At 40.0% G+C, this 20559-nt stretch carries 20 protein-coding genes and 1 pseudogene; 13 read left to right on the top strand and 8 right to left on the bottom strand.

The genetic code is table 11. The features are described from left to right. The first annotated feature begins 3 nt into the window (after positions 1–3). The gene (locus ABC374_RS25170; protein ID WP_413020078.1) at positions 4–858 is read left to right on the top strand and encodes an STAS domain-containing protein; all 855 of its coding nucleotides are present in this window, start codon (positions 4–6) and stop codon (positions 856–858) included. 64 nt (positions 859–922) lie between these two features. On the opposite strand, the gene ABC374_RS25165 is transcribed toward ABC374_RS25170, so the two are convergent. The 4 genes from ABC374_RS25165 to ABC374_RS25150 form a co-directional block, all read right to left on the bottom strand. Then, positions 923–2575 (bottom strand): glutamine--tRNA ligase/YqeY domain fusion protein, encoded by a 1653-nt coding sequence (locus tag ABC374_RS25165; protein WP_350300769.1) that lies wholly within the window; start codon positions 2573–2575, stop codon positions 923–925. Positions 2576–2874: 299 nt separating this feature from the next. Beyond that, complete coding sequence (locus ABC374_RS25160) at positions 2875–3615, bottom strand: amino acid ABC transporter ATP-binding protein (protein WP_054398510.1); 741 nt, start codon at positions 3613–3615, stop codon at positions 2875–2877. 11 nt (positions 3616–3626) lie between these two features. Then, positions 3627–4292, bottom strand: a complete 666-nt coding sequence (locus tag ABC374_RS25155) for an amino acid ABC transporter permease (protein WP_264639941.1) — start codon at positions 4290–4292, stop codon at positions 3627–3629. A gap of 26 nt (positions 4293–4318) precedes the next feature. After that, positions 4319–5098: a transporter substrate-binding domain-containing protein gene (locus ABC374_RS25150; protein WP_127777595.1), complete on the bottom strand. Its 780-nt coding sequence runs from the start codon at positions 5096–5098 to the stop codon at positions 4319–4321. Between the two features lie 574 nt (positions 5099–5672). Between ABC374_RS25150 and ABC374_RS25145 the strand changes: the two genes are divergently transcribed. From ABC374_RS25145 to purU, 3 genes are all read left to right on the top strand, one after another. Then, positions 5673–5864: a DUF2599 domain-containing protein gene (locus ABC374_RS25145; protein WP_413020077.1), complete on the top strand. Its 192-nt coding sequence runs from the start codon at positions 5673–5675 to the stop codon at positions 5862–5864. 46 nt (positions 5865–5910) lie between these two features. Further along, the gene (locus tag ABC374_RS25140; protein WP_350300767.1) at positions 5911–6240 is read left to right on the top strand and encodes a hypothetical protein; all 330 of its coding nucleotides are present in this window, start codon (positions 5911–5913) and stop codon (positions 6238–6240) included. A 185-nt stretch (positions 6241–6425) separates the two neighbouring features. After that, positions 6426–7325 carry a formyltetrahydrofolate deformylase gene (gene purU / locus ABC374_RS25135; RefSeq protein ID WP_053537426.1) on the top strand — a complete coding sequence of 300 codons (900 nt, stop codon included), beginning with the start codon at positions 6426–6428 and terminating at the stop codon, positions 7323–7325. 383 nt (positions 7326–7708) lie between these two features. Here the strand turns inward: purU and ABC374_RS25130 are convergent, their stop codons facing one another. The 3 genes from ABC374_RS25130 to ABC374_RS25120 all read right to left on the bottom strand — a co-directional run bounded on the left by ABC374_RS25130 (position 7709) and on the right by ABC374_RS25120 (position 10333). After that, complete coding sequence (locus ABC374_RS25130; protein ID WP_350300766.1) at positions 7709–8368, bottom strand: SIMPL domain-containing protein; 660 nt, start codon at positions 8366–8368, stop codon at positions 7709–7711. Positions 8369–8505: 137 nt separating this feature from the next. Continuing rightward, positions 8506–8700 carry a YwbE family protein gene (locus tag ABC374_RS25125; protein WP_034316239.1) on the bottom strand — a complete coding sequence of 65 codons (195 nt, stop codon included), beginning with the start codon at positions 8698–8700 and terminating at the stop codon, positions 8506–8508. Positions 8701–8812: 112 nt separating this feature from the next. Then, positions 8813–10333: an FAD-dependent oxidoreductase gene (locus ABC374_RS25120; protein ID WP_413020076.1), complete on the bottom strand. Its 1521-nt coding sequence runs from the start codon at positions 10331–10333 to the stop codon at positions 8813–8815. 365 nt (positions 10334–10698) lie between these two features. Between ABC374_RS25120 and ABC374_RS25115 the strand changes: the two are divergent. After that, a pseudogene (locus ABC374_RS25115) lies at positions 10699–11008 on the top strand (ParM/StbA family protein); the annotation flags it as partial. A 94-nt stretch (positions 11009–11102) separates the two neighbouring features. Here the strand turns inward: ABC374_RS25115 and ABC374_RS25110 are convergent. Continuing rightward, positions 11103–11417 (bottom strand): FAD-dependent oxidoreductase, encoded by a 315-nt coding sequence (locus ABC374_RS25110; RefSeq protein WP_413020075.1) that lies wholly within the window; start codon positions 11415–11417, stop codon positions 11103–11105. A gap of 343 nt (positions 11418–11760) precedes the next feature. On the opposite strand from ABC374_RS25110, the gene ABC374_RS25105 reads away from it, so the two are divergent. The 8 genes from ABC374_RS25105 (at position 11761) to ABC374_RS25070 (ending at position 20554) form a co-directional block, all read left to right on the top strand. After that, on the top strand, positions 11761–12954 hold the full coding sequence (locus ABC374_RS25105; protein ID WP_048680510.1) for a ParM/StbA family protein: 1194 nt from the start codon (positions 11761–11763) through the stop codon (positions 12952–12954). A gap of 8 nt (positions 12955–12962) precedes the next feature. Continuing rightward, entirely contained in the window at positions 12963–13505 is a 543-nt protein-coding gene (locus ABC374_RS25100) for a hypothetical protein (RefSeq protein WP_413020074.1), read from the top strand. Positions 13506–13974: 469 nt separating this feature from the next. Further along, complete coding sequence (locus ABC374_RS25095; protein WP_413020073.1) at positions 13975–15663, top strand: right-handed parallel beta-helix repeat-containing protein; 1689 nt, start codon at positions 13975–13977, stop codon at positions 15661–15663. Between the two features lie 174 nt (positions 15664–15837). Continuing rightward, positions 15838–17010 (top strand): glycosyltransferase family 4 protein, encoded by a 1173-nt coding sequence (locus ABC374_RS25090; protein ID WP_413020072.1) that lies wholly within the window; start codon positions 15838–15840, stop codon positions 17008–17010. Positions 17011–17104: 94 nt separating this feature from the next. Next, entirely contained in the window at positions 17105–18229 is a 1125-nt protein-coding gene (locus ABC374_RS25085) for a DegT/DnrJ/EryC1/StrS family aminotransferase (RefSeq protein ID WP_413020071.1), read from the top strand. Further along, a complete protein-coding gene (locus tag ABC374_RS25080) occupies positions 18219–19196 on the top strand; it encodes a Gfo/Idh/MocA family protein (protein WP_413020070.1) in 978 nt (325 codons plus the stop codon). The genes ABC374_RS25085 and ABC374_RS25080 overlap by 11 nt, the downstream gene beginning before the upstream one ends. Then, on the top strand, positions 19193–19822 hold the full coding sequence (locus ABC374_RS25075) for a PIG-L deacetylase family protein (RefSeq protein WP_413020069.1): 630 nt from the start codon (positions 19193–19195) through the stop codon (positions 19820–19822). Before ABC374_RS25080 ends, ABC374_RS25075 begins: the two co-directional genes overlap by 4 nt. Next, positions 19823–20554, top strand: a complete 732-nt coding sequence (locus tag ABC374_RS25070; protein ID WP_413020068.1) for a WbqC family protein — start codon at positions 19823–19825, stop codon at positions 20552–20554. Positions 20555–20559 lie beyond the last annotated feature (5 nt).

Genomic DNA, 20559 nt, shown 5'->3' with positions numbered 1-20559 from the left:
CAAATGGATAAAATAGATGAAAGATTATATCGATATATCCTTGATAACTCATCCAAGATTACGGAAAACTGGCTGGCTTTAAGGGAAAAGCAGTCTGGATCCATCTATTCAATAGATTCTAATGAGGAAATCGAAAAGCTGCTTAGGGAACAGAATACATTGACGATCAAGACAGTGACCAGTGCTTTACTTGAAGATAAAACTGCTTTTATTGAAACGATGGAGCAGTGGGCCACACTTGTCGCGAAGAGCAGGGTTGAATCGGACACCCCCATTTACGAAGTGTTGGAAGCGCTTAATAAGGTTCGCGAAACATATTGGGCCTTCATCACTGATTATATGCTAAAGGATACTGGGATAACGAAGGATACAATCATCCGGTGGAGCCGGATTATTAATCGTGCCTTCGATCAATTGAACCGTGAGTTCACTGAGCAGTATTACCTTTTGACAAAAGAACGACTCCTTGCTCAACAGGAGCTGATTAATGAACTGGGCGCACCTGTCATTCCTATTGTTGATGCCATTGCGGTTTTGCCGTTAATCGGTGAAATCGATACCTATCGGGCAAAGGAAATTTTGAATGGGACTCCAAGCAAATGCATTAGCAAAAATATCACACACTTATTCATCGATTTATCGGGAGTATCCCTTTTGGATACGATGGTTGCCCAACAGATCTATCAATTGATAAGTACCCTGAACCTGTTAGGCATTCAATCGACCATTTCCGGGATTCGTCCTGAAGTGGCCCAGACATCGATTCAGTTAGGTTTTGATTTTAGTCAGGTTTCGACACATAGTACTCTTAAACAGGCCCTTTCCAAGCAAGGGATCAAACTTTACGAGAAAAAATGATATAAAGGTGCAAAAAATGAAAAAGAACCAGATCCCACTAGGAATCTGGTTCTTTTTCGTGATTCTATAACTTGAATGAACTTTTCAACCCGACAATTTGGTTGAAGACCAAGTGATCGGCCGCAGTGAGTTTTGAATCAACATTATAATAGCCATGCCTGAAGAATTGGAATTTATCCTGAGGCTTAACATCTTTCATGTTAGGCTCGACAAATCCTTGTAAAATTTCTATAGAATCAGGGTTTACCCGGTCCAGGAATGATTTTTCTTCCTCTTCATCATTTTCCTTATCCAGGATTAAAGGCTGATAGTTGCGGAATTCCGCTGAAACGGCTTGTGAAGCTTCGACCCAGTGCAATGTACCTTTTACTTTACGGCCAGTGAAGCCAGATCCGCTTTTCGTTTCAATGTCGTATGTGCAGCGAAGTTCAATGACGTTACCGGCATCATCTTTTATCACTTCTTCACATTTAATGAAATAAGCATGTTTCAAACGAACTTCATTGCCCGGGAAAAGTCGGAAATACTTTTTCGGCGGGTTCTCCATGAAATCGTCCTGTTCGATATATATTTCACGTGAAAACGGGATTTGGCGTGTGCCCATTTCCGGAACTTCCGGATTGACCTCGGCATCCAGCCATTCTATCTCGCCTTCCGGATAGTTGGTGATGACCACTTTAAGCGGGTTCAGGATTGCCATAGTCCGTGGAGCCTTGAGCTTTAAGTCTTCCCGCACGAAATGATCAAGCATTTGAGAGTCCACGACACCGCTTGTTTTTGCGACACCTATCTCTTGGCAGAATGCACGAATCGCTTCGGGTGTATACCCGCGTCTCCGCAAGCCTGAAACAGTAGGCATCCGCGGGTCGTCCCAGCCGTCCACGAAGCCCTCATCGACAAGCTGCTTCAGTTTTCGCTTGCTCATTACTGTATTGGTCAGGTTAAGACGGCCAAATTCATATTGTTTTGGTTTGCTTTCCATTTCACAATTCTCAACGATCCAGTCATAAAGAGGGCGTTGATCTTCGAACTCAAGCGTACAAATGGAGTGTGTGACTCCCTCGATGGCATCTTCAATTGGGTGGGCAAAGGCATACATTGGGTAGATGCACCATTTGTTGCCGGTATTATGGTGTTCAGTATGGGAGATACGGTATATGACGGGATCACGCAAATTAATGTTAGGTGAGCTCATATCGATTTTTGCACGTAAGACTTTTGCGCCGTTTTCGAATTCGCCGCTGCGCATCTTTTCAAATAGTTCAAGATTTTCCTCGACGGTTCTATTTCGGTAGGGGCTATCCTTCCCTGGCTCAGTCAGCGTTCCGCGATATTCACGGATTTGGTCGGCATTAAGGTCGTCCACATATGCCAGTCCTTTATTGATGAGCAGCACAGCTCTTTTATACATTTCATCAAAATAGTCGGAAGCGAAGAAAAGGTTATCCCAGTCGTAACCGAGCCACTTTACATCTTCCTTTATGGAGTTGACAAACTCAATATCCTCTTTCAATGGATTCGTATCATCGAAACGAAGGTTAGTTTTCCCATTGAAATCATCAGCCACCCCAAAATTCAAAATGATTGATTTGGCATGCCCGATATGTAAATATCCATTTGGTTCAGGAGGGAAGCGGGTGATGACATGATCATGTTTTCCGGACTCTAGATCATCTTTTATAATATTTTTAATAAAATTCGAAGAGTTATTTTCCAACTGAATTCGACCTCTTTCATTTATATACTTCTTTTAATTTTACTTGTATATATACCATAAATACAGATATTTTTCCATGTTCGAGCCGGAATCAGGGTTTATCTGAAACAATTCATCAAGTATTTAGTTTGTACAATCAGGGCGGAAATATCCCTGAAACTTTAATCATGGAATTTAGGGGACTACCTAACTGGATATTAAAGAAACCAATAAATCCTTTTTCATTCAAAAAAAGCAATACAGGAATTCACGCCTGTATTGCTTTTAATCTCGCTAGCAGACAGATTTTAGAATTAAAATCAAAAGACTGTCGTTTGCAAAAATTCTTTTGTACGCTCTTCTTTTGGATTGGTAAAGAATTCTTTTGGCGGTCCGCTTTCGACAACCCTCCCATTATGCATGAAGACAATCCAATCCCCGACTTCACGTGCAAAGCTCATTTCATGTGTAACGACTACCATTGTCATCCCTTCCAAGGCAAGTTCCTTCATCGTGGCAAGAACTTCCCCGACAAGTTCGGGATCCAGAGCCGAGGTGGGCTCATCAAAGAGCAGGATATCAGGTTTCATGGCAAGGGCGCGGGCTATGGCAACACGCTGTTTCTGCCCGCCTGAGAGCTTGCTTGGATAGACATCCGCTTTATCTGATAAACCGACTTTGGCAAGCAATGCCTTTGCTTCTTCAATCGCTTGGGCCTTAGGGATCTTTTTGACGTGTGTCGGTGCTTCGATGACATTTTCCAGCACTGTCATATGAGGAAAGAGGTAGAAATGCTGAAATACCATTCCGACTTTCTCTCGAATTTTATTAATATCATGGGTACCTGGATTGATTTCCGTTCCTTCAATGAGGATTTGGCCGCTGTCTTTCTTCTCTAAATAATTCAAACAGCGGAGCAGGGTGCTTTTTCCCGAACCACTCGGTCCGATCAAACAGACAACATCGCTATCGAGCACCTTCATATCAATATCTTTAAGTACATGCAGGTTTCCATACGATTTATTTAAATTCCTTATCCGAATCATTTCTTTTTGTTCCATTTCAATTCCCCCTATCGATCACTGATGGACAGTTTCTTTTCGAATAAATTGACGATAATGGTCAGGAAAGCCACTAGAATCAAGTAGTAGACCGCTACAATCAATAAATAAGTCATTTCATCAAAATTATTCGAGCCTAACGTAGTCGCCACATTAAACAGCTCATTCATGGATATGAAGGCTGCCAGTGATGAATCCTTGAGCCCGATGATGAATTGGTTGCCAAGCGGCGGCAATGCGCGGCGGAAGGCTTGAGGCAAGATGATTCTCCTTAAGGTGAGCGAATTGCTCATGCCAAGGGAGCGTCCGGCCTCCATTTGACCTTTGTCGATGGATTGGATCGTACCACGTAAAATCTCTGAGATATAAGCTCCATTATGGAAGGCCAGGGCAAGTGACGCCGCCCAGAAGTCCGGCAGTAAGAAGAGATTGCTGATACCGAAATAGAGTATGAATATCTGTACGATTAAAGGTGTTCCACGTACCAGGAATACATATGTATCTGAAATCCATGCAAGAATTTTTATATTGGATATTTTTAAAAGTGCAAATAGCAAACCGATGAGGATACCTACCAATATGGAGACTACCGTCAGTTCCAATGTGAGGAGCATGGCTCGGATGAATACGTCCGAGGAGCTAAATAATGTATCAAAAAAATGTGAAAAACTAGGCAATGTAATGACTCCCTTTCTATCAATCTTTATTCAGGCTTAGTTGTGATGTCCTCACCAAAGTATTTTTTGCTGATTTCCGCAAGAGTTCCATCTTCCCGGAGGTTTTCAAGTGCTTCGTTGATGCGTGCAAGCAGCTGAGGGTTGTCGTTAGGCAGTACGATGGCCTGCTCGCTTCGTTCAATCAATTGCCTTCCTTCGATGTCGAAACCTTCCTTGGTCGCTTCCTTGCCGGTTACGAAGTCGGTGATGACGGCATCATGACGTCCTCCGCTCAATGCTTTCAGGGCGGTGATATCACTGTCATAGGTTTTTACATTGGTTGTATATTTTTCTGCTGTGGTTGCGTACGTAGAGCCTTTAGAAGCCGCAACTTCCTTACCCTTTAAATCTTCAACCGTTTTAATATCACTATCCGAACGGACGAAAATTTGAGGACCTGAGTAGTAATAAGGGGTCGAGAAGGCAACATGTTTACTTCGTTGTTCATTGATTGTATGACTGGCAACCGCGGCATCTGCCCGACCGGTTTTAACACCTTCCACGATACCTTTGAACTTTATCCGTTTAGGCACTGGTTCTAGGTCGAGTTCCTTTGCAATTGCATCGCCAACTTCAATATCGAACCCGGTTACGGTCATGTCATCATTGACATAACTGAATGGCTTGAATTCACCTGAGGCAGCGAAAACAAACTGGTCCTCATTGATCAGCTTACTCCCGTCCTCCAGCTGGTCCTTTTCAGCACAGCCGGACAGAAGACCAAGAACAGCCAGAATGGATACAATGAATGTAACTGATGATTTCATGATAATTTCATTTCCCCCTTTGAAAAAAACTAATAGATTGGTCTATACCCTTATGAAGCAGTGGATAACCTTATTAACTAGGGAAAATAAAACTCAAATAAAAAAGGTTGTCCAGATCATGCCGACATTTCATTCAAGAATCCCCCTTCACTATGCATTTCATAAAGGTTCTCGGCCTTTGCCTTCATTTCCTTTAAATACACCAGTTATTTATTGGAAGAATGATAGTGCCTATTAATAGAGGATGCGAACTAATGGTATCTTTTCATCCTCATATCTAGGTCACTTCTATTTCAATATAAAAAAGTCGACCGTGATCAGGCCGACTTTTCCGGGATTAAAACCTATGAAATATGAATAGAGGATAGCTTTATAAAAAGGAAACTCCATTTGATTTTGCAAGTGTTACAAGAGTAGAACTAGTGACTCTTGGAATAAAATACCCTTATTTCATATCATCACTTTCTCTTTATTTACTCAAAAATGAAACCCATTGTTCCAAAGTAGGAACGTTAAATAATTTACTTTTATATACGATTAAATTATTACAATTCAATCTTCATTAATCAAAGATATGTGGGCTGAATTAAAAGCTGATGCTTCATTTAAATCCCATGTATCAAGTTCAAAAGAAGGAAGAATTAAAGATCAATTCATTTGTCATGCTGTAAATCCATTAACAATTTACAAGTCACCTTGGAACTTAGAACCTTGGCGTCCAGATTTATCGCTATCATCAACTTATTACAATAGATGCAATCCGTAATGATTTTTACAACAAGTATAAATTTTAAGTAAGAGGATGAATTCACATGTTTGATAGTACCAATCAAGCAATATATGAGCCAGATTATATTTCTCTACTGTTACTGCTTTTAGGAATTGTTTATGTGATCTACTTCGGATTAACTATCGTTAAAATCAAATTAGATACATTAGCTATAAGTACCCTTGCTATTTCCCTTCTTACTTATTTACTAGTGGGATTTTATATGGCAGGCTTTGGCTTTTATATTGATGAGGAAACCCCGAACAACCTAGTATTTGAGAAATACGGATTCCCGGATTTAATTTTATTGGCGTTCCCTTATATCTTTTTATCTCTAGCGGCAAGTCTAGGTGAAAAAAAACAAAATAAATAATAAAATAAAAAAGCTTCTCTAAACAGAGACACCTCGTTTCAATATTAGTCATTTTTGCGATTACTGCCCCCCTGTTAAAGAAGGGGGGTCTTTGCATTCAATCCTGAATTGATTGACTGACTTTAATTTTGGCCATGAGTTGAAGTATAATATAGCAAAATAGAAGAAGGGCAGTTGGGAAAATGGTGAGCAACTTTGTGCAAGAGCAGTTACAGGAATTTCGCGAAAGAAATCAAGATAGAGGCCGTTTAATTATAAAATGTCCTGACCAGCCGGGAATTGTTTCGACAGTTACGGCTTTTCTTAAAGAATATGATGCAAATATTGTTGAATTGAGTCAGTATTCGATGAATCCTGAGGGCGGTACCTTTTTCACCAGGATCGAGTTCGATTGTCCAGGATTGAATGACAAGGCAGCGGATATGCAACTGGCATTCCAGGAAGTTTCGACAGCATTCTCGATGCAATGGACATTTAATCATGTGAGTGATCTGAAGAGGACGGCAATCTTCGTTTCGAAGGAACCCCATTGCCTTCTGGAATTGCTATGGGAGTGGCAAAGCGGAGATTTATTGGCTGACATTGCGCTAGTCATCAGCAATCATGAAGATACGAGGGAAATTGTCGAATCGATGGGCATCCCGTTTTATTACATTCCTGCCAATAAGGATATACGTAAGGAAGTGGAGACTAAACAGCTTGGACTTCTGGAAGAATTCAAAGTGGACCTTATTGTTTTAGCCAGGTATATGCAGATATTGACGCCGGATTTCGTAGCGGCCCATCCGAACAGGATCATCAATATCCATCATTCATTTTTACCTGCCTTCATTGGAGCCCGGCCTTATGAACGAGCTTATGACAGAGGTGTTAAGCTGATTGGGGCGACTTCCCATTATGTGACGAATGATTTGGATGAAGGTCCAATCATCGAGCAGGATATCGAACGGGTGGACCATCGTGATTCTGCCGGGGATATGAAGAAAATCGGTCGTTCAGCTGAACGCAGGGTGCTGGCACGTGCCGTTAAATGGCATTTGGAGGACCGCGTCATTGTTCATGAAAATAAAACGGTAGTCTTTTAAAATGAAAAACCCCCCTTTGAATGCCGAGGGGGGTTCCGTTTGCGACAAAAGGAGGTTCGGATTGCTCCCATCCTAGAACCATGATTTTAGTACAATACTGAATTATCAGTCATGTTTTTTTACTTGATTATAGGAATGATACCCTTACTAGATTGAAGAAATTTGCGACACTCCTGCTGAATAACTGGCTAGCCGAGACCCCGGAGACGCTTGCCGGCGAGGAGGCTTGGCAGACAGTCGGCGGAAAGGGAGCGGATTTCTGAAATCAGCTGGAACTTTTTTAAACGAATTGAAATTAAACTAGTTCTTCTCTAATTTGTCTACAGTCTGAACCCCCCTTTGGGTTGCCAAGGGGGGTTTTTAGGATGGAATTTAGTGAGTTGCTAGTACGTGTACTCCACCCTTACTGAGGCAGTGATGTTCAATTCACCAGGCTGAATCGGAGTAGTCGCCATTTTTGAAAAGGTACTTGTTTGGTAAAGCATGGGGGTTGCCGTTTCGGATAGCTCTTCAACCTGATTAGGGACTGGGTTCAATGAGATTCCTAGCGTTCGAGCCATGGAGAGTGCTTTTTCATATGCATTTTTTAAAGCGAGAGAAAGTGCCTGGTTATAGTATGCTTCTGGATTGGATAAAGAGAAGCGGATGCTGGTGATTGAATTGGCGCCGCTTTTGACGGCCGTGTCGATTATGCTGCCTATTTTCTCGATGTCGGACGTTTGGGCTTGTATGATGTGCTGGACTTTGTAGTTCTTGAACAATTCCTTTCCGTCAATATAATCATATTGTGGATCGATTCTGTAATCACTCGTTTTCAATTGCTCTTCGGGAATGCCTGCGGATTTAAGTGATGCGATGACATTTGCGATTGCTTGGGAATTGGCTTGCTGGGCCTTTTGCGGGTCCTCATCCTCTGTTATGACTCCAAGGGTGATCGTAGCTTGATCCGGAGCAGCAGATAGCGTCTCTGAGCCGGAAACTTTCAATATATGTTCATCGTTGCGGTAATAATCCCTATCGGGGGCATTGTATTCTTGATTCATTTTGACACCAGCCTTTTTAAGAGGTAATCTCACCCCTATTGTACGAATTATGAATGGAAAACATGATTGAAATATTCCCTTTGTCATTAATTCATCGAACAATCACAAAAAAACACTCGGCCTTGACCGAGTGCACATTACTTATGAATGACTTGAACCCTGCCCACCTGGCCATCAGTCAATCTTACTTTAATTCCATGAGGGTGAGTGCTGGAGTTGGTTAAAATATCCTTTACAGTGCCGCTTGTCAGTTTTCCGGTGCGTTGATCTGCTTTAAGTACAATGTCCACAGAGGCACCTGGGGTAATATCTTTCCGGTTTTTACCGTTCATGTTCAATTCAATCCTTTTCACAGTTATTTGCAACCATTCAATCATGCAGTAACTTCAGTATAAGGAAAACGGCGGGCCCAGTCGACTATTAGATAAAATCACAAATTGGCACTTAGCGAATTTTCTTCAATGGTTCGACAGCAGGGCCATTTAACACTTCACCAGCGATAGAGTAGCGGGAGCCATGACATGGGCAATCCCAAGTACGGTCGCCGCTATTCCAGGCAACTTCACACCCCATATGTGTACAGGTGGAATCAACAATATGGAGCTGGCCATCATGATCACGATAACACCCAGCTTTGTCCCCATTCACCTTCACGATTGCTCCTTCATCAATTCCTATGTCTTCCGGCGTTTTATGATTGAAGGCCAATTTGCCTTTGATGAGATGCTTCGCCACATCAGCATTATCTTGGAGAATATTCTTCACACCTTTTAAACGGGCAGGATCATACAATTCCGCATACCGGTTATCTCTTTGCAAAATCCGGTCAGTTAAAATCCTGGCGGCAATCGATCCGTTCGTCATTCCCCATTTCGCATAGCCGGTAGCTATCAGGACGTTTTGATGATTGGGTGTCACCGGCCCGACGAAGGGGATATTATCCGGTGTCACAATATCCTGTGCCGACCAGCGGTAGGGAATGTCTTTCACATCGAAATACTGGGAACTGAATTCCTTCAGTGCTTCATAATGCTCGATCGTCGAGATTCCCTGTCCTGTTTTATGGCCATCTCCGCCAACAAGTATAAGTTTTTCCCCATTGTCCAACTCCGTATAGCGAAGGGAGCGGGTAGGGCTGTCGGCACTGTAATACATCCCACCGGGATATTCCTGTTCAGTCCTGATTCCAAGTACATAGGATCTTTTTACATGAACACGGGCAAAGTATAAGCCCATTTCATCATTAAAGGGGAAGTGGGAAGCAACAATGACCTGATTGCTTTTGATTGTTTGTCCCGTATCCGTCAGAACGGTCGGTGGATCGCCGTCTTCAATCTTCATTGCCGTGGTCCGTTCATAAATGGTGCCTCCGCTTTCGAGAATTGTCGAAATGAGGGCAGTTAAGTATTTTAACGGGTGAAACTGTGCTTGGTCTTTCATTATCACAGCAGCTTTACAAGGAATGGAGAAAGGGATATTCTCCGCATAATCCCCCCGAATGCCGAGTTTTTGATAGGCTTTCAATTCATTTTGAATTTTGCTTTTATATTCCTCAGTATTTGCGTACACATAGGCATCCTGTGCAGTCAAATTACATTCTATGGAATGTTCTTCTACCAAGTCTTTGATAAGCTTCATTCCATCTGTATTGGCTTCATAATAAAGTTTGGCATTCTCTTCACCATGGTCAGTGATCAGCTGGTCGTAAATCAGGCCATGCTGGGCCGTGATTTTTGCTGTAGTGTGTCCTGTCGTTCCAGTAAGGATTTCGCCTGCTTCAATCAGAGTGACTTTAACACCTTGTTTAGCTAGTAGATACGCAGATGTGATTCCGGTAATTCCGCCGCCCACTATTAAGACATCAGTGGTTATGTCTGTATCTAGTTTAGAAAAAGAAGGGAAAGTTAACTCACTGCGCCAATAGGGTTCCGGAAATCGGGGAAGGTCTGTATTTTTTTCAATCATTTTAATACCTCCATACAGTTCATTAGTTGAATTGTCCATTTATTACCATACCCAAATCCGTTATTTATACGCTTATTTTTGTAAGAAGAAAGAATAAAAAAATACATTATTTGGTTTGTTTACAAATATGTATACATGTAAACAAAAATAGATGTTTTGTACACAAATATGTATATATGTTTACAAACCCGTACACATGTCTGTATATAAGGTGTATACATGTTTGTTCCTAATGTATACACAAATGAATACAATTCGACAAATGAAAATAAAGCTACAGCTTATGAAGTATCGACTAATATAGAAATCTCTTCTATCGAGAGTGCTCCACCTAATTTTTTCTATGAAAAAGGGGATGTTTTTAGATGAGTTCTAGAATCGCAGCAGTAGACGTAGGAAATGATGCAATTAAAACTATTTTTGGAAAGCTAGAGCCTAAAACTATATATACCAAATGTCATTGCAAAAGACATGAAGATCGGCCAGTCATAGGAATCGAAGAACTCGATGTAAAAAACCTTGGAAGGGATACATATTAGAGTCCATTCACCAGCCTTGCAAGACAATAATGCCATTTATCGTGTCGGAAATTTAGCGACAAAAAGTGAAAACCCAACAGAACTAGATTTGGGGAGCAGTAAATCAGAGGAGGAACAAACATTAGTATTTGCGTATACATAAGCATCTTGTACATTCAATAGAATGTTCTTCTATCAATCCTTTGATAGCTCCGTTCCTTCAGTGTTGTCCTCATATAGTATAGTCTGGCCTATTCCTCACTGTGATCAGTAATAAATTGGTCGTAAATCAAGCCGTGCTGGACCGTGATTTTTACGGTTGTGTGGCCTGTTGTTCCATTAAGGGTCTCATCTGCCTCAATGAATGTGGCTTTCACACCTTGCTTGGCTAATAGATAAGCTAAAGTGATACCCGTAATTCCGCCACCAACGATTAAGACATCAGTTGTTATATCTGTTTCTAGCTTAGAAAACGAAGGAAGGATAAAGTGCTGCTCCAATATGGCTACGGGTATTGAGGAAGTTCTGTATTTTTTCAGTGATTTTAATATCTTCATACGTTTCATTAGTGGTTTGTCCAATTTATTACCATGACCAAATTCTCCTTTTTTACGCTTTCTTTTATATGAATAAGATTATTAAAAGTTAGTTTTTTTGATTGTTTGCAATATTGTATACATGTAAACGAAAATAGTTGGTTTGTACACAAAAAAAGTAAACAAGTTTACAAACAAATACACATGGCTATATATAACGTGTGTACATATTTGTTCCTAATGTGTACACAAATGAATACAATTCGACAAATAAAGCTACAACTTATGAAGCATTGACTAATATAGAAACCTTTTCTATGCTTAATAGAGTGCTCCACCTAAATTTTTTTTATGAAAAAGGGGATGTTTTTAGATGAGTTCTAGAATCGCAGCAATAGACGTAGGAAATGATGCAATTAAAGCTATTTTTGGAAAGCTAGAGTCTGAACTATATATACCAAATGTCATTGCAAAAGACATTGAAGATCGTCCGGTCATAGGAATCGAAGAACTCGATGAAAAAAACCCATTGGAAGGGTTACATATTAGAGTCCATTCACCAGCATTGCAAGACAATAATGCCATTTATCGTGTCGGAAATTTAGCGACAAAAAGTGATAACCCAACAGAACTAGATTTGGGGAGCAGTAAATCAGAGGAAGACCAAACATTAGTAATGCTTTTTGCGGCTATTGCATTGGATGCTGCCAAGCAAGGGAATAATGATAAGTTCAAAAAAGTAAATAACGTTGTCGAAGCGAATTATACGCTGGGCACAGGTCTACCTCTTCGGGAAGTTAAGGAAGGGAAAGATGTTGGGTACCGTTCGAAGCTACTGGGATCCGTTCACCAAGTAGAATTTTTAATTACACCTAAATACCAAGGTATTAAGGTTAATATCAAATTTGATGAAGTGAAAGTCTATCCAGAGGGCTTCGCCGCATACATTAATTTAGTCATGGACAATGATCTGAATATCATTAACCGTGAATTGATAGATAGAAGAATTCTCATTCAAGATATTGGCGGACTATCGACAGATATCGCGGTCATTAAAAACCGTAAAGTTGACGATGATAAGGCGCAAGGATTCAATCTAGGAGTAGCTGAGGCTCTTGAATCTATTCGTGAAGAAATCAGAAAAAAACACGGTGTCGAGCTGGATAGCAGACGAGATGTCGTTGAAATCATCACGAAGAAAAACGATCGTAACCATATTATGGTTCGCGGAAGCCGGACAAGCGTCCATGATATCGTCGACCGGATTTTAGGAGAACTTGCGAAAAAGCAATATCGCCATCTGCGCAACGTATGGCAGAAAAACTCGCAAACGGAAATCTGCTATTTTGTTGGCGGAGGTTCGATTGTCTTGAAAGATTACCTGAAAACGCTCAATCAGAATTTTGATGGCTACAATATAGACTTTTTTGAAGATGAACGGGAAAGCGTTTGGATGATGGCCAACGCCTATTATAAATTGATTTCGGATTTTAATCGCCGGAATTCAAAGGAACAGCAGCAATCCCACCAAAAGAAGAAAGAACAAAGATCAGGTGCTGTTAAATAGGTGAGAGAATGAAAAAAACAGCTTCTTCTGAAATCAAAAGAGGACAAGCCATCACTTTTCGTATCCCTTCAGATGTATCAGATTATACGTTAAGGCAGCTGCAGAAATTGAAGGAAACGGAAAGAAGGAATTTTTCCAGTAAAATTGCCGAGTATGTTCTCGATGGAATCGGACAATCGACCCATCAGGAACGGGAAATGATTGCCCTGCCCATGCCGAACAAGCTTAGCAAATCTCAGCGTGACTGGCTCAAGCATTCCCACTCAGAAGCTATGCTTGGAACGATTATGTACCATCTTTTATCCGATCCTTTACGCGCAACAGCCTTGCTAGCCTCATTAGGCAGCAATGTAATTAATGAGGAGATTTATTTGCAGGATGAGCCCGAAGAACAGGATAATGAAGTGGTGCAGCCAGAAATATCTAAGAAAGATTTGGATGACTTTGATTGGAGTTTGGAAAAAACCACACAACAAGTGGAGGAACCAGAACCTGAAGAGGAAAATCTTGATGATCTCCTTGGTGATTTTCTCGATCAAATGAACCAGTGAGTGAACATATAGGAGGATATCTGACTACAAGTTGGATATCCTCCTTTTTCTTTGCGGGGGTTATGAGGAATGAAACATAAAAAAGAATATATATCAAGCTGCAGCCTTTTCCCGGCAAACATCGGGGAAAGGCTTTTTCTGTCGAATGAGAGATTACCCCCCTTGTAATCGCCGGACACATTCCTTCTCTTTTCAATAGTGGCGCAAGGAGGTTTGTTTTCCCATCACAATCCGGTTTACCCCTGAGCTATTGAAGGTTTTTTGTATGGGAAAATTGGCCGTACGTTTAAGCTACTGTCCCAAGATTAACACAAGATATGTTGATTTTGAGAAATGCAAATCTCACTTCCCTTGTAAAATTAGATATGCACCCCTTCCTTTCCAGGCCGACTATGGTGTCTTTGTCATCAGCCCCTGAAGTGTGTAAAACAACTGCCGAAAAATGAATAAGAGACATGGGAGTTTTCAGATGAAACATCTATATAAAATTACAGGAATATTTACCGTGTTAATCATGACGTTCTTCTCCCTTCAGTCAACTGCCGTCGGGGCAAACGAGGTCTGCAGTCCCACAACGGGTACCGCGATTCAGTTATTGGACAATAAAGGGGAGTTAAAACAAACGCTGTCACTAGACGCGAACCATTCCGCCACATCGATCCGGAAAATCCTTAACAATGCCATTACAAAGGTTTCAGCCTATCCGCAAGATGTATCGAATGGGAAAAGGGGAACGGTCCGTTTGTCAAAAGGCCAGTTTACGGCGAGTGCGTTTATTGCAATGAAAGAAGGGGTCACTTTAGAAGGGACGGTGGAGAACGAAAGAACCGTCACGACAATGTGTACCCAGCCCTCAAGCGATTCTGTCACCATTAAAATCATGGTGAGCCATACTGGTGTCAAAAACCTGATACTAGAAGGAAAGCGACGGACGGAAGACCCCAAAACTGGGAAACCGAGAAATTATTATGAAGCAAGGAACAGGGGCATCGAGGTTACTGCAATCGATCAATCCAAATCCCCGTCGGATTTGGTGTCTGTCTATTCGGCTGTAAATGATTTGCACAGGCTTCAAAATATCCTGATCGAAGATGTTCAAATCACCGGGTATGAAGGATATGGCATTTACTTAGAACATGTGAATGGAGTCATGATTAAAGGGTCTGATTCAAGAAAAAGAAACAAAATGATCATAAAGGATATTGGATATGCAGGCATCGGCGGTTATTCTGCGAGTAACGTGACTGTAAGGCATGCGGCAGTGATAAATCTTGGACCCGGGGAGACGGTGGGCAATACCAAACAAAGCTATGGCATCGCCTTTAGTCACCGGAAAGACAGTGCCGGAGATGCAATAACTCAATCAAAGTTCCCGCGAAGTGACACAATCGCAGTCGATGGGAATGTGGTGGCGAACAACCCAGGATGGGAAGGAATTGACACCCATTCAGGCCAAAATGTTTCCTTCACGAATAATGTCATCTTAAACACGCGTTTTCCAATCATTGTCGGCGGAATGGATTACAAGGGAGGAGCTATCTCAGCTTACCCACCCGGCAATATTACGATTGAGGGGAATAGAATCAATTCTTTTAATGATTATGCGTATTACGATATAGATAAAAATGCAACAGTCAGCGAACGGGGCATTACAGTCAACGGAACGCAATACCATGATCTTACTGAAACAAAGATGGGCTTCCTGCAAAAGGTCGTGATTAAAGGCAATTATGTGAATGATGTCCGGGCTAATGTCGAGGAATGGGGAGGCATCAGTATTCATGTGACCAAAAATGCCCTTATTGAAAGCAATATCATTGAAAATAGCCTCAACAATGGGATTGCGATGCTTAGCTCCAACAAGTTCACCAAAATCAAAGGAAACATCATAAACCAAATTCATAAATCCGATGAAATGTTTATTTCAGCGGGCATTGGTATCAGAGGATCGCATAATAACGGCAGCCCTACAAATGATTATGCCTTCACCTCTTTGAACATGAAAAATAACGGTATTGAAAGGGATAACATATTTACCGAAGTTGGGCCTGAAATCCATGTACAAGACAAAACGGTTTATAACCGCCTGGATGACTGGATTGCCATTACGGCCTTCCTTGACTGGAACAAACCTAATGTGTTGAAAAAGCAGGAGTAAGGAATGGCTATATAAGATGCTAGTGGGTTTCAAAGTTAAAACGCCCCATTCTAAAAAAGGGACAAGCCTCACCTATATTAAGTGTTACATTTGTTTTCTGGGGTGAATGCAATAGGGAAAGCATTACTCTGTAAGTCAAATTGAATCACAGTGGGTAAAAGAGGAAGTGAAAAAGTGAAGATTCTTTATTTGCATCAATATTTCAATACCGATAAAGGCAGTACCCGATCTTATGAAATAGCTAAATTTTTAGTCTCTAAAAATAATAAAGTCACCATCATCACCGGAAATTCCATAGATTCGCGTGAGGGAATAAAGATCATATCAACCAAAACTAAATATAAACAAGAATATAGTTACCTGAAAAGATTATTATCGTTTATTCATTATATGTATAAGAGTTTTTTCATTGGGGTGAAGGAGAAGGAGGTAGAGGTAGTTTATGCTTCCTCGACCCCTTTGACAATTGGATTGATAGGTATGCTCCTTGCTAAGGTAAAGCGCAGCGAATTTGTGTTTGAAGTAAGGGATTTATGGCCAGATATACCTATTGAGCTGGGAATCATCAGACATGAATGGTTAAAGAGAATTTTATTGAAGCTAGAAAGCATTATTTATTCTTCGGCTGATAAAATCATCGTGCTTTCGCCTGGGATGAAGGAAGATTTATTGAAAAAAGGAGTTAAACGGGAAAAAATTGCTACGGTTACTAACTTTGCGGATATAAACTATTTTTCTCGAATTCGTTCCGAAGATAAAGAAGAAGCATTGGATAAATTAGGTTTAAAAGCGAAGTTTATCTGTTTATATGCAGGCACATTAGGATTTATCAATAATATCGATTATATTTTACAGCTTGCCGAAAAGACGGATGACCCCGATATTGTCTACCTAATTGTAGGGGATGGAAAGGAAAAAGAACGCTTAATTCAAGTGAAAGAGAGCAAAAAATTAAACAACGTCATTTTCTTGGATCAGGTATCTAAAAAAGAAGCGTACTTATTGATGGCCGTATCTCATATAGGTCTGTGTTTTGTACGTGATTATGAAATTTTGGATAGGAATAGTCAAAATAAACTTTTTGATTTTTGGGCAGCCGGAAAACCAACATTAATAAACTATAAAGGCTGGCAGCATGAGGTCATGACAAAATATGATGCAGGTCACGGTTTTGAATATAGTGAAGAATCAAAGATGATAGAGTATGTAAAATCAATGAAAAGTGACAAACAAATGTATCTGAAAATCCAAGAAAATATAAAACGTTTAACCCTGAATTATGAGAAAAGCAAATTGATTTCAAAACTGGAGAGAACACTGTCGGAATTGATTGTTAATGATCATTGAATAATCAAGTTCCTCTTGAACAATGGTGAATATTTGTCTGCATCTCACTTAACGTCTATTGAAAGATCTAATTTTGGAAAAAGGATGGAGTTCCATGGAGACTATCGTAAATACAAAGCCAGTGATAACAGGTTGGGTAAAACGGGAATACCTTAAGAACATTGAGCGCATTTTGGATTCTGGCAGGCTAATTTTAGGTGAGTATACTCGAAAATTTGAAGAAAGCGTCAGACAATACAGTGATTCTAAGTATGCTGTCGCACTTTCCAGTGCCACGGCTGCCATTGAAATTATTTTAAAATATCTAGATGTTGAAGACAAAGAAGTGATCATGCCAAGCAATACGTTCATTTCTCCAGTATATGCGGTGAAAAATGCGAAAGGAAGAGTCGTTCTTTGTGACATTAATTTAGAGGATTTCAATTTGGATTTAAATAGCCTGAAGAACGCCGTGACTCCTAAAACGAAAGTTGTCTTAATTACGTATATTGCCGGAAAGATCCCTGATAACATCTTTGAGATTAAAGAGTTTTGTGATGAGAATAATCTTTATCTAATCGAAGATGCTTCACATGCTTTTGGTGCCACTATAAATGGATATAAAGCCGGTACAATTGGATTTGCTGGGGTTTTTTCAATGTACCCCACTAAAATTGTTACAAGTGCAACAGGGGGTGTCATTACTTCGGACGATATAGATTTAATCAAATACTGTGAGTTGTTAAGGCATCATGGGAATGAAAATGGTGCAGTCAACCAAGTATTATCCGGTGACATGCTTCTCAGTGAATTTAATGCATTGCTTGGTTATCTGCAAGTTCAGGAAGCTTATGGGATGATCCAGGTCAGGCAGGAAATCTTCAGTTTCTATAAGGAGACTTTGAAGGATATTTTTCATGAACACGGTCTTTACTTCCAAGCTTCATCTGACCACAATATATCAACATTTTATAAAATTATCGTCATGTCTAAAAGCAAAGAGCAATGCGAGAAATTTAAAAAGCATTTAAAAGAGTCTCATATTAGCACCGGGCATTGTTATGGGGTCCCATTACATTTACAGCCCACATTATTGGAGGAATATCCCCTGGCATCTCTCCCGAATGCCGATAGATTTCGTGAATCTCATTTCACGTTGCCATGTCACTTGGATTTGTCTGATGAGGATTTGAATTACATTGCAGCTAAATGTAAACAGGTAGTGGAACATGGCGATTAAAAATAGGATTGGAGTGGTGGGATCAGGTTCAATAAGCTGTGCCATGATTGATGCCATTAATGAAAGTTCAAATGGAGAGGTAATGGGAATTTGGGGGAGAAGATTTCATTTTGCCAAGAAGCTTGCAAAAGAAAAAGGAGTGTCTAAAGTTTATGGATCCCTGAATGAAGTGTTTGAAGATGATGAGCTGGATACTGTTTATATAGCCACTCCAAATGCTTCCCATTATGAACAAGCGTTAGCAGCCATTGAGCATGGAAAGAACGTTATTGTGGAGAAAACGGCATTCATGACAGCCAATCAGGCCAATCGAGTATTCGATGCTGCAGAAAAACAAAATGTTTTTGTGTTCGAGGCAGTAAGATCCATTTATGAACCCAACTTTCAAATTTTAAAGAACGCTATTAAAAAGGTAGGAAAAATCCATGGGGCAACCCTAAAGTACCAAAACTATTCCAAGCAGTACTCGGCTTTATTAAAAGGGGAAACAGCGCCACTTTTCGATGAAAATCATGGTGGCGGCACATTAAGAACAATTGGAATTTATCCTATTTATGCTGCCATTCAATTATTTGGTGTTCCCGTTAAAAGTTTTTATTTTAAACAACTGATCGTAAAAAACATTGATTTAGGCGGCACGTGCATTTTTGAATATGAAGATTTTAAAATAACGATGTTGATTTCAAAAATTAACTTAACGAATGATTCAATATCGGAAATTTACGGAGAGAATGGAACCTTGCGTTTTCACTCGTTATACGATATTCGCACAATAAGTTACCGCAGTATCATTAATGACATGGAAGAAACGATAAGTGAACCTATCAGTGATAATAGTTTGCTTTATGAAATCACTGAATTTTCAGAATGGATTTTAATGAAAAATGTAACGGCCTACATGGAACAAAAGAACATTGCGCTTAAAGCGATATCTATCATTGAACAAGCTTTAAATGGAGGAACATGATGAAAAAAATATTGCTAGTAACAGCACACCCAGATGATGCGGAAATTAGTATGGGCGGTACCATTCGTAAGCTGTTGAACCAAGGACATTACATTATCAACATCATATTTTCCATCCCTTCGAATATCGAGGTCAGGAAACAAGAGGCAATAGAGTCATCAAAGAATTTCGGATATGAGGTACAGTTTTCCAAGTACTGTGAGGGTAATAACGTTGAGGATATCCCTCTTCATAAATTAATAAAAGAGCTCGACGATATCATCGAAAAGATGGATCCGGACGAAGTCTACACACATTGGATGAATGACAGTCATCAAGATCATCAAAAGTTATCAAAGGTGGTAAGAAGCTGTTTCAGGAAAAAACAATTCACCATATATGAATTCGAACAAATCAACCAAAATAATAACATCGCTGCCAATCAATTTCACCCGAATATCTATAGTGATATTACAGAGTTCATGGAAGATAAAAAACGTATGATTACCATGTTCCAATCACAGCTAACCGGTTATATGGGGCATTATTTAGTGAATGCGGAGCATATCGGCAGTTGGAGGGGTTCCCAAGTGAATTGCAAATACGCGGAGACATTCCTATTAATTTTTTCAAAAGAGGTTTTGTAGGTGAAAAAAAAGAATATAGTCACAATTCACCAGCCCAATTTCTTGCCTTGGATTGGTTTGATTCATAAGGTTTTTCAATCGGACGTTTTTATATATTTGACCGATGTGAAATACTCTTCAAGTAATTTTCAAAATAAAACATATATTCTAGGTGCTGATGGAAAAGAGTCAAGGCTAACTGTACCGCTTCAAAAAAAGCCTGAAATGTTACATGAAAAATTAATCAGTTATCATTCCCCAAATCAAAAATGGAAAAGGAATCATTTGAAGCAAATATCGGAAGTTTATAAAAAAACTCGGCACTTTCAAGATTTTTTCCCGCTGTTGGAAGAAGCATATCAAAAAGAACACGCTTTGTTAGTCGATTTAAATATTCATTTATTTGAATTGATTTTAAAGTATTTAAACTATGAAGGAGAAACACACCTTTCCAATGATTTTAACACTTCCTTTGGAAAAACAGAGAGATTAGTTAGCTTAATTAAGCAAACCGAAGGTACATGCTATTTAAGCGGGAAAAGCGGAAAGGATTACTTGGAAGAAGAATTGTTTCATAAAGAAGGAGTTGAAGTCGTTTATCAAAAGTTCATACATCCCGTGTATTATGTGAAAAATGAAAAAGAATGTGTAAAAAATTTATCGATTCTAGACTGGATCATGCACGATCCGGCGGATCAAATAAAAGAAACGTTAACGAAAGATAAATTAGGCAAATCAGAACAATGTAAATGAGAATA

Source organism: Peribacillus phoenicis, assembly GCF_047238085.1.
Taxonomy (GTDB): domain Bacteria; phylum Bacillota; class Bacilli; order Bacillales; family DSM-1321; genus Peribacillus.
This window is presented reverse-complemented; position numbering and strand designations above follow the sequence as displayed.

What these genes read in the sequence shown, in the direction of transcription:
- ABC374_RS25150 (WP_127777595.1), bottom strand. Translation starts at nt 5,098, where the DNA reads ATGAAATCATCAGTTACATTCATTGTATCCATTCTGGCTGTTCTTGGT.
- ABC374_RS25130 (WP_350300766.1), bottom strand. Translation starts at nt 8,368, where the DNA reads ATGAATCAAGAATACAATGCCCCCGATAGGGATTATTACCGCAACGAT.
- ABC374_RS25095 (WP_413020073.1), top strand. Translation starts at nt 13,975, where the DNA reads ATGAAACATCTATATAAAATTACAGGAATATTTACCGTGTTAATCATG.
- ABC374_RS25170 (WP_413020078.1), top strand. Translation starts at nt 4, where the DNA reads ATGGATAAAATAGATGAAAGATTATATCGATATATCCTTGATAACTCA.
- ABC374_RS25120 (WP_413020076.1), bottom strand. Translation starts at nt 10,333, where the DNA reads ATGATTGAAAAAAATACAGACCTTCCCCGATTTCCGGAACCCTATTGG.
- ABC374_RS25100 (WP_413020074.1), top strand. Translation starts at nt 12,963, where the DNA reads ATGAAAAAAACAGCTTCTTCTGAAATCAAAAGAGGACAAGCCATCACT.
- ABC374_RS25125 (WP_034316239.1), bottom strand. Translation starts at nt 8,700, where the DNA reads ATGAACGGTAAAAACCGGAAAGATATTACCCCAGGTGCCTCTGTGGAC.
- ABC374_RS25145 (WP_413020077.1), top strand. Translation starts at nt 5,673, where the DNA reads ATGTGGGCTGAATTAAAAGCTGATGCTTCATTTAAATCCCATGTATCA.
- ABC374_RS25160 (WP_054398510.1), bottom strand. Translation starts at nt 3,615, where the DNA reads ATGGAACAAAAAGAAATGATTCGGATAAGGAATTTAAATAAATCGTAT.
- ABC374_RS25105 (WP_048680510.1), top strand. Translation starts at nt 11,761, where the DNA reads ATGAGTTCTAGAATCGCAGCAATAGACGTAGGAAATGATGCAATTAAA.
- ABC374_RS25110 (WP_413020075.1), bottom strand. Translation starts at nt 11,417, where the DNA reads ATGAAACGTATGAAGATATTAAAATCACTGAAAAAATACAGAACTTCC.
- ABC374_RS25085 (WP_413020071.1), top strand. Translation starts at nt 17,105, where the DNA reads ATGGAGACTATCGTAAATACAAAGCCAGTGATAACAGGTTGGGTAAAA.
- ABC374_RS25140 (WP_350300767.1), top strand. Translation starts at nt 5,911, where the DNA reads ATGTTTGATAGTACCAATCAAGCAATATATGAGCCAGATTATATTTCT.
- ABC374_RS25075 (WP_413020069.1), top strand. Translation starts at nt 19,193, where the DNA reads ATGATGAAAAAAATATTGCTAGTAACAGCACACCCAGATGATGCGGAA.
- ABC374_RS25080 (WP_413020070.1), top strand. Translation starts at nt 18,219, where the DNA reads ATGGCGATTAAAAATAGGATTGGAGTGGTGGGATCAGGTTCAATAAGC.